Source organism: Paenibacillus phocaeensis, assembly GCF_900021165.1.
GTDB lineage: Bacteria > Bacillota > Bacilli > Paenibacillales > Paenibacillaceae > Fontibacillus > Fontibacillus phocaensis.
The window spans coordinates 169,874-181,910 of the sequence record NZ_FCOQ01000022.1 but is presented as its reverse complement, the minus strand read 5'-3'; the positions used below and the strand labels follow the sequence as shown (position 1 = coordinate 181,910).

The following is a 12,037-nucleotide window of genomic DNA, read 5'->3' as shown; positions in this document are numbered from 1 at the left end:
TTATTGTGATGACAACGGTCGCTTAATTGTAATAATTTCGTTTAACAGAAGGGTGATCATTCATGACACAGTCTATAAATGCGATGGAAGAATGCGAAACGAACTGCGCGGGCTCAACTGCGGATTTGGAGGCCATCAAGGCGGAGCTTATTAACGACCAAGCGGCAATTCAATTTGCTGACTGGTTTAAGGCTTTCAGTGATCCAACACGCGTCAAGATCATCAGCGCCCTGCTAAAACATGAGCTTTGTGTACACGACCTGACCGTACTCCTCGACATGGGGCAATCCGCCGTTTCGCACCAACTGCGATATTTGCGCAATCTCCGAATCGTTAAGCGGCGCAAGGTTGGGAAAACCGTCTACTATTCACTCGACGACGGGCATATTGAGCAAATTTTCCTTCAAACCCTTCAGCACACGAACCACGGATAATGCGATGTACCGAAAAAAATGACAAGGACTGCCTCGCGCCAGCTTCATTGGCTTGCGGGACAGTCCTTGCTTCAATTATACGTTATACCAAATTGGGTTTGATCTTCAATACACGCATCGCGTTCAGAACTGCGAGCAGCGTTACGCCCACATCCGAGAATACCGCTTCCCACATCGTGGCAATCCCAAAGGCACCCAGAAGCAGAAAGACCGCTTTGACGAGCAATGCGAAGAGGATATTCTGCCAGACGATTCGCCGGGTTCTCTGTGCGATCTGCATCGCGGAAGCCAGCTTGGAAGGTTCGTCGGTCATGATGACGATATCCGCGGCTTCAATAGCCGCATCGGATCCGAGGCCACCCATGGCCACGCCGACGTCGGCTCTGGCCAATACCGGCGTGTCGTTGATTCCGTCGCCGACAAACACAATCTTCTCTTTCTTCGATTTTTGGCTGTCGAGCTTCTCCAGTTCTTCGACCTTATGCTGTGGCAGCAACTCGGAGCGCACCTCGTCTACCCCCAACTTTTGGCCGACCGCTTCTCCTACCGCCCGAATATCGCCTGTCAGCATGATGATTTTCTTCACGCCGAGCTTTTTCAGCATACGGATCGCTAGTGCCGAGTCCGCTTTGACCTCGTCGGCAATCACCAAATATCCGGCATATTGTTTGTCGATCGCAACATGCACGAGGGTTCCCAGCTCGGTTGGCGCAGTGAAAGGAATATTCTCCCGCTGCATAAGCTTGGAATTCCCGGCCAGTACCTCCCTGCCTTCAAAATGAACCTGAATGCCGTGCCCCGAGATTTCGTTGTAATCCGTAATCTGCTCTTCATTCAATTCCTGTCCATAAGCTTCCCTGATGGATTGGGCAATCGGATGGGTAGAATGCATTTCGGCAAAAGCGGCTTGGCGCAACAGCTCTTGCTCTGTCCATCCATTTTGCGGATAAATCCCGTTAACTTGAAATGCGCCTTTGGTCAACGTCCCCGTTTTATCAAATACAACGTATTTGACGTCATTCAACGCCTCCAGGTAGTTGCTGCCTTTGACGAGAACGCCGTTCTTGGAAGAAGCGCCGATGCCGCCGAAGAAACCGAGCGGGATGGAAACCACCAAGGCACAAGGACAAGAAATGACCAGAAACACCAGTGCCCGGTACACCCAGTCCGAGAAGGTCTCGCCGCTGAAGAACAGCGGAGGCAGAACGGCCAGCAATGCTGCGATAATAACGACAAATGGCGTATAATAACGGGCAAACTTCGAAATAAAGTTCTCGGTCGGGGCCTTTTTGCTGCTTGCGTTCTCTACCAGATCAAGGATTTTGGCGACGGTGGACTCCCCAAATTCCTTGGTCACTTCGATCGTCAGAACCCCGTTCTTATTAATAAATCCGCTAAGGGCGTCATCGCCGACAGTCACCTCGCGCGGCACGGACTCGCCGGTTAATGCCGAAGTATCCATTGCCGATTTCCCCTCGATGACTTTACCGTCAAGCGGCACTTTCTCACCGGGACGCACGACGATCAAATCGCCGATCCGCACTTCCTCCGGACTTACGCGTTTGATTTCCTCGCCCGTTTTCAAATTGGCAAAATCCGGTCTAATGTCCATCAGCGCACTGATCGATTTCCGCGATCGGTTGACGGCCAAGCTTTGGAACAGTTCGCCAACTTGATAAAAGAGCATGACAGCTACGCCTTCGGGGTATTCCCCAATTACAAAAGCGCCGACCGTCGCGATCGACATGAGGAAGTATTCGTCGAACACCTGACCTCTTACGATATTCTTCAGCGCCTTGAACACGATATCCCCGCCGACGATAAGGTAGGCGGCCAGAAACAGAATCAGTTCAAGTTCCCGGCTTAGAGATAATGTGTACGCCGCCACCCCAATGGCAAGTCCCGCGATCAAACGAGCGACCATAATTTTGATACTTTGCGCCCCATGGTCATGGGAATGTCCGTGTCCCTCCTCCGACGCCTCAGCACTATGATCATGATTGTGATCATGGTTATGGTTGTGGTCATGATGATGCGCGTGATGCGGTTGGGAGGTCCCTCCCTGTTGCCTTTCCGCTTGCCGTCCAGCCGCTCCGTATTCTAATACTTTGATCCCCGGCTCAAGTGTGCGGATTTTTTTCTTTGTCTGCTCCAGAATGTCATCCGAACGGTCCGACGAGATCTCCATAGTCAACGTTTTGTTGGCAAAGTTCACCGAACAAGCCGAAACCCCGTCAATTTTCCGGACCCCGTTCTCGATTTTCAATGCACAATTCGCACAATCCAGGCCTTCCAGTACCAATTTGCGTTTAACCGCAGAAATACCGGCTTCCATAGTTAGTCGCATCCCTTCGTCAAAAACTACATATGAGCATTTGTTCATATGTAGTATATTCCTCATCGGTCCCCTTTGTCAACCATAGGCAGAGAGCTGCTTAGAGATATTATTTCAAGAAATCGATCGGATTAAGCAACAAAGTCTGACGAACCATTCCTGACAAAAAAAAGGGAAAGGCCCTATTGGCTTCTCCCTTTTTTAACTTCACTCTTGGTCTTAAATCACTTAGCGGTTTGATGATGACCTCGTATTTGGGATTGCTGCTCAAACTCATTTTCCGGCGGAGCAGGTGTGGATTCGGGGTTGGCCGAAGGATTACTCTATGCGATGACACAAGTTAGGGATCATGGAGTTCCGGACGATTTCCGTCCGAGATATAAAAAATGCTGGCTGGTCCCCAGCAGGTACTCGTCGCGGCTTAGGCGGTACCCGATCTGCAGCCATTTCTGATACTCGTCATCGGTTAACCGGTTGATTTCATTCTCTTTGCTGCCTAATATATTTTCGACGCCGGCAAAGGCCAATTCCGTCAGCCCGAAGCTTGCCATGAAGCTACGGGCTTCCTTCGAATCGGTGAAGTACGCGGTGGTGAAGCCTTCAGACGCCTGATTTACTCCATGGGTTAAATAACCTAAAAGCGCGTCCACCGATTCAATCGGGAGCAGATCGGCCAGGTAATCTTGAAGCGGCGCATAATTTGAAATAAATGAAGCAACGAGGAGGCCTCCGGGTCTTAAGCGACCCAATGCCTCTTCCACCGCCTTCTGACGATCGGCTTCCTTGACCAAATGATAAAGCGGACCCATAAGCAAAACGACATCAAATTCTTGAGGAATTTCGCTTAAATCCAGAGCATTCCCATGAAAGTAACCCGACAAAGAGACGCCGTGCTCTTCGGCCTTCTCACGCGCCACTTGAAGGTGGCGCTTCGATAAATCCAGCAGGGTTACTTGATGCCCTTTTTCAGCAAGGTAAATGGCATATCTTCCGGGACCGCCGCCGATATCAAACACTTGCAGACTTTCCCCGGTGATATACGCGTCTAGATAACGTTTGGTGATGTCGAATTCAATTTTATGCCTTTCCAGCCGCGCCCATTCATCATATTGACTATCGTACCACGCCTCGATCTCCTCCATCTTCCATGCCCCCCATTTCAAAAGTTTGAGGCGATTATATGCAAATTGAGGCCATAAATGCAAGGAGAATACACACGAAAACACACCGCCTAAAAATAGACGGTGTGTGAGTTTCTTATTTAAGAACAGTCGTTAACAACAGTACCAGATCACTGCGTGTAACCATGGCTTCAGCAGCAAGGCCGGCCAGATCGACTTCCTTGCCGGATGCTTCAGCGATTACCGCCGCGGCTTCTTTCACTGTTAGCGTACTTTTTGGAAGGAACTTAGAATCTCCGAACGTTTCAAGCGTCCCGGCTGCCTTCAGCGCATTGACCGCCGGCAAGGCCCATTCCGGGACATCGGAAATATCGGCGTATCCGGCCATTTCAGAAGCTTCTGGGACATGCCACGCCCGGCTGACCATGACGGCGAATTCTGCCCGCGATACCTCAGCGGCAGGACGGAATGTTCCGTCGCCATACCCCTTCACGATCCCGGCTGCAGCTGCTTCTTCGATCAGGGCAGCATGAGGATCAGAGGCGATGTCCGTGAAACCGCCCGAACCCGTCGCCGGAGTTGAGCCTGGGACTACGGGTGATGCTCCGCCGGCTTCCGCCGGAAGCGCGGTTCCTTTCAGATCCGTAATTCGAGCTTGAGTGGTCCCTTTTACCGTTCCTACTGTGGCAAGATGCTCACGGAACACTTCATAATCCACCAGATTTAATTCATAAAACCGTCCATCGTCTTTGGCTTGTTTCATGGAAGCGTAGAAATCCCCGCCCCCCGCCATAAACGAATTGGTGGCTACGATGTAGTAAGCTTTGGGATCGATATCCGTATAAGTGCCGTTTTCGCTTTGAATCTGAACTTTAACGATGCGTTGCCCGTTTTGCGTTTTCTTGCCCGTGACGTCATCGATGACTTCGCCCGGCTTCGTCGAATCGTAGTAGAAGCGCATCCCCGAAACTTGCGGGAACCGCCCTTCCCCATTTTCGACACCGCTGACGCCGTTTTCCAGCGCGGCGGTAATTTCGGCCCCGGTCATTTTCAACGCGGTCAAATTGTTGCCGAACGGCATCGTCGTTAACAAGTCGCCTAAAGTGATGTCCCCGGCTTGGATCGAAGCCCGAATGCCGCCGCCGTTCTGGATCGTGACATAACCTTTAACCTCGTTTTCCTTCACGATGCTCATCACCTTCGAACGCATGCCATCGGCGACCAGGTTCCCCAGATTGGTTTCCTGTTTGCGAACGCTGCCGCGTTCGCCGTCCAGAACGACGTCCGATTTACCGATCACCGTCTTCTTCAATTCCTCCAGCGGAGCTGCGTATTCCTTCAGTTTAGCCTCCGCAGCGGCATCGCTCTGAATGATGAAGTTGCCGGCGTCATCTTTGGCATCCAAGTCGATCAGCTCGCCTTTCCAGGCGGTAAGTTTGCCGTTGGAATCAAACGTGACATCCAGTTGCCCCAAATTTTGATTGTATTCGCCCGTCTGCACAATCAGCGTCGGCTCTTGCTCGGCATGGTGCACCTCTGGTGCCGAAAGCTTGGTATGGGAGTGCCCGCCTACGATAATATCAATCCCGTCGACGGCTTCGGCCAGTTTCTGGTCTACGGTGTAGCCGAGATGCGACAACACGATGATCTTGTTGATGCCTTCCGCCTCCAGAGCGTCGACTTGCTTCTGTGCGCTTTGGACTTCGTCGGCGAACTTAATGTCGGGTCCGGGTGACGACAATACCGACGTCTCCGGCGTAGTCAGGCCGATAATCCCGACTTTCTCGCCGGCGATATCCTTAATCACGGCAGGGTAGATCTGCCCCTCCTTGCCCGGCTTGCCTAATTCGGAATGACTCAACCCTTTCAGGTCTGCATCGGCGCTAAAATCCAAGTTGGCGCTGACGAACGGGAATTGGGCCTGCTTGATAAATTCGGCCAAGGCTGCCGGGCCTTTGTCGAACTCGTGATTGCCAAATGTCATGGCATCAACCTTCAGCCCGTTCATGAAGAACAAATCGGCCAGCCCGTTGAACTGATTGAAATACAACGTTCCGGAGAACACATCCCCCGCATCCAGCAGCAGCGTGTGATCGTTCCTTGCTGCGTTTACCGCCGTTACTCTTCGGGCAATGTTATCCAGGTGCGCATGCGTGTCATTCGTGTGGAGAACGCGCAACTGGAAGTCCTTCGTCCCTGTCCCGGCAGACTCGGCAGCACTGACGGGCAGCCCGGCCGCACCGGCGGCAAGCCCGGCAACGATTGTACCGATCGCCAGGAGCTTCCCTACACCTTTGCATTTCCAAATCCTCATTTCATGCCTCCTCTACCACAATTTAAATATCTTACTCTATTAAATATAAGGAGTAGAGGTAGGAATGTAAATCACGGCAACACAAAAAGCGAATAAAATTTACATCCGCTTGCGCTTTGACAGAACTAGGGAATAAGTTCCACCCTGCCGGGGCATTTTATGAGTTGCAGGAAGAGAGAACCAGATTATCTCTTAAGGAGGTTAACTATGAACAGTCAACGGGCAAAAGAAATCGTTGCGTCCCCTTCCATGGTCGACGTAACCTGCGATGGCGTACCGATTTACATTCAACATGTCGATGAGAAGAACGAAACGGCGCGGATCTTCCCCTTGGGTCAACCGGAGAACGAAAAAGAGGTTGCGTTATCCCAACTGAATGAGCAATAAAATCCGGGCAGGAAGGATGATCGGTTCATCCCTCCCGCCCTTTTTTATGCTTCATGGTTCATTCTGGTTTACATAACATTTGTTATGTCTGATTGGGACTCTCCGGCCAGGATTATTGCATTAATCCCGTTAATGAACGCCTGCCCGCTCGCCTTAATGATATCTGTATCCATAGCGCGGCCCGTATAGGTTGTTCCTCCGACTTCGAGTTGAATATTCACCCGTCCGATCGCCTCTTTGCCATGGGAAATGCTGTTGATCTTGTAGGAAGTCAGCTTCGCCTCGATGCCGGTTAACGTTTTGATCGCACTGTACAAGGCGTCGATGGGTCCGTCCCCAATCGCACTCCCCTTAAGCTCTTGCCCGTTGATTCTCAATACGGCCGTGGCGGTCGGGCAGATCTCGTTGGTTATGACCTGGAACGAGACCAATTCATACAACGAATGACTGGTTTCACGCTGCTCCTGCTGTTCGCTCAGCAAATAGTAGAGGTCGTGGTCGTAGACTTCTTTTTTCGCATCAGCCAAAGTCAAGAACCGCTGGAACAACTGCTCGAATCCCGCTGCATCGGACGCATCAAAGCCCAACTTCTCCACCGCATGTCTGACGGCATGCCGACCTGAGCGGGCTGTCAGAATCAACTCCATGCTCTCAGCCCCCACATCCTCTGGAGACATGATTTCGTAGACCTGTTTATCCTTCAACAAACCATCCTGATGGATGCCGGAGGAATGGGCAAACGCGTTATCGCCGGTGATCGCCTTGTTAACCTGGACGTCAAGACCTGTTAAATGGGTGAGCAGGCGAGAGGTCCGCATCAGCTCCGTCGTATCGATATTGGTGCGGCAGCCGTACAGCGCCTCGCGCACCTTCAGCGCCATCACGGCCTCCTCAAGCGACGAATTGCCTGCCCGTTCACCGAGACCGTTGATGGTACACTCGATTTTCTCCGCTCCGTTCTTGATGGCGCTTAACGTATTCGCCGTGGCCAAACCGAGATCATTGTGGCAATGCACGCTGAGGATGACCCGCTCATCCAGGTTCTTCAGCCGCTCCTGGATGCGCCGGATCAGGTGGCCAAATTCCTCCGGCTCTGCGAAACCGACGGTATCGGGGATGTTAATCACCGTGGCTCCGGCTTTAACAACGGCTTCGATCGTTTTCCATAAGTATTCGAAATCGGCCCGCGATGCGTCTTCCGTGGAATATTGGACCTGCGGCAGCAGGGTTTTGGCATATCGCACGGCATCGACGCCCATCTGCAGCACGGCCTCCTGCGAGCGGTTAAATTTCTTCTCTACGTGTACGTTGGATGCCCCAAGTACAATATGGATCAGCGGCTGTGCCGCCTCGCGAATGCTCTCGTAAACGGCGTCGATGTCGGATTTGACCGCTCGGGCCAACGCCGTGATGCCCACGGTGTCCCCTACGCTTCGGGTAATTTGCTGTACCGCCTGAAAATCTCCTTGCGATGAGGCGGGGAAACCCGCTTCGATAATATCGACACGGAGGCGCTTCAGCTGCTGGGCAAACTCCAGCTTTTGCCGTACGTTTAATTTAGCGCCGGGAACTTGCTCCCCATCGCGTAACGTTGTATCCAATACGATTATGTTGCGGTAACGGTCCATCTGTGCATTCCTCCCTGGGATTGGATGAGTTTGTGTTTGAGGCCATTGTCGGCCTTTGGCATTGCATCTATGTCAAGCGGGGCTGATCAAACCCGGTCTTTAATCAACAAAAAAAACCCGTCTCTGCTATAGAGACGAGGTTTAACCCGCGGTACCACTCTAATTCATTTCACGTGAGGAAATGATCTCTTTCGATGGCCAACACCATCTATCCTTGTAACGGCGGAATCCCGGCTCACCCTACATTTCAGGCAGCTGTTCATAGACGAGTTCAACATGACGGACGCTGCCGCTTCGCACAACCCAGCGGCTCTCTGAAAGGTCAAGTCATCTTTACTATTTCTAATCAACACATTTGGCATATGGAATTATTGGTTATTATATGCACCTGTCGGTGGATTGTCAACCCACCTTGTTTGGATCAAAGTCCTGCGAGCTCACTCTGAATTTATGACAACTCCTCCACCAAGGCATGCATATGCCGCTTGGCTGCTTCCCACGGCACCGAATACGACTGGCCCTTCGCGCAAAAAATGGATGTCGAGGTGTAGGCCGGATCCGCGTCCTTATTGTAATTCTTGCGGCTGATCACGGTTTCGGTCTGATGGCAGGGTTCGTAACCGCCGAACTTCAACGAGATGGCCCCTTTGCCATGCGTAATGGAGGCCAGCTCAACCCCGTAGTCCATAAAGGTGGACACGGGTACAACGCCGGTAATAACGGCTGTCCGATCCCCTGTTTCGGGCGGATCAAATCGGCCGTGAGCTTGCTGAATGTCGGTCAGCACCTTGCCCAGTTCATCCAGTCCCACTTTGATTTTAAACTGATATACCGGTTCCAACAGCATGTTCTCCGCCTGCTCTAACGCTTGCCGCAACGCACGGTAGGTGGCTTCGCGGAAATCCCCGCCGCTGGTGTGTTTGTTATGCGACCGTCCGGTCAGCAGCGTGACCCGAACATCCGTCAGAGGAGAGCCGGTCAATAAACCGTGATGCTCCCGCTCCAAGACATGCTGACCGATCAAATTCTGATAGCCAACAGATAAATCATCGGCATGACAAGCATTCACGAAAGTAACGCCGCTTCCCCGTTCCCCCGGTTCCAGCCGCAAATGCACTTCCGCATAATGGCCTAAGGGCTCGAAATGTCCGCAGCCTATAACTGGAGCGGTGATCGTTTCCTTGTACAAAATCTCCGGCGGTCCAAACGCGAGAATCATCTGAAATCGCTCCCGCAGCACCTGCTGCAGAACTTCCAGTTGAATTCGGCCCATCACGTGGATATGCAACTCCTGCAGCGCTTCATCCCAGCGTGTACCCAAGGTGGGGTCCTCAGCGTCCAGCAGTCGAAAGACGCGCAGCACTTCCTTCTGGTGCAAAGGCGCTTCATACAGCACCTTGGATTGCAGCGTAGGCGTGAGCTCGCGGCGAATCGTATCGCGCAGCGCCCCCACCGCTTCCCCGGAATACGCTTCGGTGAGTCCCGTCACCGCAAACAATTCGCCCGCGCTTGCTCGATCCACCTGAATAAAGCGCTGGCCGTTGTATTTGCGAATGCCGGTGATCTTTTCTGTACGGCGCCCCCCGTCGCTTTCCGGACCATATGCCATTTCGTCCCGAACTTTCAGTTCCCCCTGCAGGGCTTTCATAAACGTTACCCGTGTTCCTTGTTCGTCATGCCGAATTTTGTAGACGCGTCCGGCAAACGGAAGTTGTGGATCATACCGGGTTGGCGTCAAGCGATCCAATGCACTTAGAAAAGAATCGATGCCGATATCCAGCAGCGCCGAGCCCTGCATACAAGGAAAAACCCGCCCGTCTGCCACAAGCCGGGTCAAATGCGCATTCCATTCCTCATCCGAACCGGTTCCTTCCAGAAAAGGCTCAAGCAGCGCCTCTTCCCGCTCGGCCAACCAGGCCTTTTGCGTTTCGTCCCATCTGCCGCTTTCCGCCCAGCCGGACAAGTCCAGCACATTACCGCTCAGCTCGGAGCGGAGGTCCGCCAAGACCCGATCCGGGTCTGCGCCGGTACGGTCGGTTTTGTTGATAAAGAAAAGCGTTGGAATCCCATAAGTGCGCAGCAGCTGCCAGACCGTCTCCGTATGGCCTTCGACGCCCTCCACGGCGCTGACGATGATGACGGCGTAATCGAGGACTTGCAACGCTCGTTCCATCTCAGCGGAAAAGTCGACGTGGCCGGGCGTATCCAACAGGAAATATGTCGATTCCCCGTACTTCATCTCCGCCTGATCGGCGAATACGGTAATCCCGCGCGCTTTCTCGATCTCATGGCTGTCGAGGAAGGCGTCGCGGTGGTCGACCCGGCCGCGGCTGCGAATCGTTTGCGTGTGATAGAGCAGCGCCTCGGCAAAGGTCGTTTTGCCGGCGTCGACGTGCGCCAGCAGTCCAATCGTTTTATACATGGCCGCGTCCTCCGCCGCCTAATTCTTAAAGCTGTGGATCGGCGCCGGAATGCGTCCGCCCCGCTCGATGAACGGCGCGCAATTGAAGGCGTTGACCGGCATAATCGGCGCGTAGCCCAGCAAGCCGCCGAATTCCACGATCTCGCCGACGTCTTTGCCGATGACCGGGATGATCCGAACGGCCGTCGTTTTGTTGTTGACCATGCCGATCGCCGCTTCGTCGGCGATGATGCCGGAAATCGTCGCGGCGCTGGTGCTGCCCGGAATCGCGATCATGTCGAGCCCGACGGAGCACACGCACGTCATCGCTTCCAGCTTCTCCAGCGTCAGCGCGCCGCGCTGCACCGCTTCGATCATCCCATGGTCCTCGCTGACCGGGATGAACGCGCCGCTCAGGCCGCCGACGTAGGAGGAGGCCATGACGCCGCCTTTTTTCACGTTGTCGTTCAAGATCGCCAGCGCAGCCGTTGTCCCGGGAGCGCCTGCTTCCTCCAGGCCCATCACCTGGAAGATCTCCGCGATCGAATCGCCGATCTCCGGCGTTGGCGCTAGCGACAAGTCGATAATGCCGAACGGAACACCCAGCCGTTTCGAGGCTTCCTGCGCCACCAGTTGGCCTACCCGGGTCACTTTAAACGCCGTCCGCTTAATCGTTTCGCATAACGTCTCGAAATCCTTGCCCTTGACTTCTTCCAGGGCTCGCTTCACCACGCCGGGACCGCTGACGCCTACATTGATGACGCACTCTTGCTCCCCGACGCCGTGGAACGCCCCGGCCATAAACGGATTATCCTCTACCGCGTTGCAGAAGACAACCAGCTTGGCGCACCCGATCGAACCCCGGTCCGCTGTCCGTTCGGCCGTTCGGATAATGATGTCTCCCATCTGTTTAACGGCATCCATGTTGATCCCGCTGCGGGAGGAGCCGACATTCACCGAAGAGCAGACCCGATCCGTGACCGCCAATGCTTCAGGAATGCTGTTGATCAGCACTTTATCGCCATTCGTAAAACCCTTTTGCACGAGGGTTGAAAACCCCCCGATAAAATTGACGCCAACCTCCTTGGCAGCCCGATCCAGCGCTTCCGCTACCGGCACAAATGTATCGGTCTTCAGCCCGCCGGCGGCGATCGAAATCGGGGTCACAGAAATCCGTTTGTTGACGATCGGCACGCCGAATTGCTTCTCCAAATCTTCGCCGGTCTTCACGAGATGCTCCGCCGTTCGGGTAATTTTATCGTAGATGTTCCGGTTAAATACGTTCATCTCCTCATGAGCGCAGTCCATCAGGCTAATGCCCATCGTAATCGTACGCACGTCGAGGTTCATTTCGCGGATCATCGAGTTGGTTTCTTGTACTTCTACGCGTGATATCATGTGGTTTTCTCCCCTTCCT

At 53.4% G+C, this 12,037-nt stretch carries 8 protein-coding genes and 1 other annotated feature; of the genes, 2 read left to right on the top strand and 6 right to left on the bottom strand.

What is annotated here, in order from left to right:
- Positions 1–62 precede the first annotated feature (62 nt).
- The gene (locus BN3795_RS16035; RefSeq protein ID WP_068785699.1) at positions 63–434 is read left to right on the top strand and encodes an ArsR/SmtB family transcription factor; all 372 of its coding nucleotides are present in this window, start codon (positions 63–65) and stop codon (positions 432–434) included.
- An 82-nt stretch (positions 435–516) separates the two neighbouring features.
- Here BN3795_RS16035 and BN3795_RS16030 read toward each other — a convergent pair whose 3' ends face one another.
- The 3 genes from BN3795_RS16030 to BN3795_RS16020 form a co-directional block, all read right to left on the bottom strand.
- Positions 517–2,769, bottom strand: coding sequence for a heavy metal translocating P-type ATPase (locus BN3795_RS16030; RefSeq protein WP_068785698.1), 2,253 nt, complete (start codon positions 2,767–2,769; stop codon positions 517–519).
- A 347-nt stretch (positions 2,770–3,116) separates the two neighbouring features.
- On the bottom strand, positions 3,117–3,911 hold the full coding sequence (locus BN3795_RS16025) for a class I SAM-dependent methyltransferase (RefSeq protein ID WP_068785697.1): 795 nt from the start codon (positions 3,909–3,911) through the stop codon (positions 3,117–3,119).
- Between the two features lie 115 nt (positions 3,912–4,026).
- A complete protein-coding gene (locus tag BN3795_RS16020) occupies positions 4,027–6,204 on the bottom strand; it encodes a 5'-nucleotidase C-terminal domain-containing protein (protein ID WP_068785696.1) in 2,178 nt (725 codons plus the stop codon).
- A gap of 207 nt (positions 6,205–6,411) precedes the next feature.
- On the opposite strand from BN3795_RS16020, the gene BN3795_RS16015 reads away from it, so the two are divergent.
- Positions 6,412–6,591, top strand: coding sequence for a small acid-soluble spore protein H (locus BN3795_RS16015; protein ID WP_068785695.1), 180 nt, complete (start codon positions 6,412–6,414; stop codon positions 6,589–6,591).
- A gap of 68 nt (positions 6,592–6,659) precedes the next feature.
- On the opposite strand, the gene BN3795_RS16010 is transcribed toward BN3795_RS16015, so the two are convergent.
- The 3 genes from BN3795_RS16010 to BN3795_RS16000 form a co-directional block, all read right to left on the bottom strand.
- Positions 6,660–8,219 carry a 2-isopropylmalate synthase gene (locus BN3795_RS16010; RefSeq protein WP_068785694.1) on the bottom strand — a complete coding sequence of 520 codons (1,560 nt, stop codon included), beginning with the start codon at positions 8,217–8,219 and terminating at the stop codon, positions 6,660–6,662.
- Between the two features lie 127 nt (positions 8,220–8,346).
- Positions 8,347–8,578, bottom strand: a binding site (T-box leader).
- 89 nt (positions 8,579–8,667) lie between these two features.
- The gene (locus tag BN3795_RS16005; protein WP_068785693.1) at positions 8,668–10,641 is read right to left on the bottom strand and encodes an elongation factor G; all 1,974 of its coding nucleotides are present in this window, start codon (positions 10,639–10,641) and stop codon (positions 8,668–8,670) included.
- An 18-nt stretch (positions 10,642–10,659) separates the two neighbouring features.
- Positions 10,660–12,015 carry a PFL family protein gene (locus BN3795_RS16000; protein WP_269800218.1) on the bottom strand — a complete coding sequence of 452 codons (1,356 nt, stop codon included), beginning with the start codon at positions 12,013–12,015 and terminating at the stop codon, positions 10,660–10,662.
- Positions 12,016–12,037: the final 22 nt, after the last annotated feature.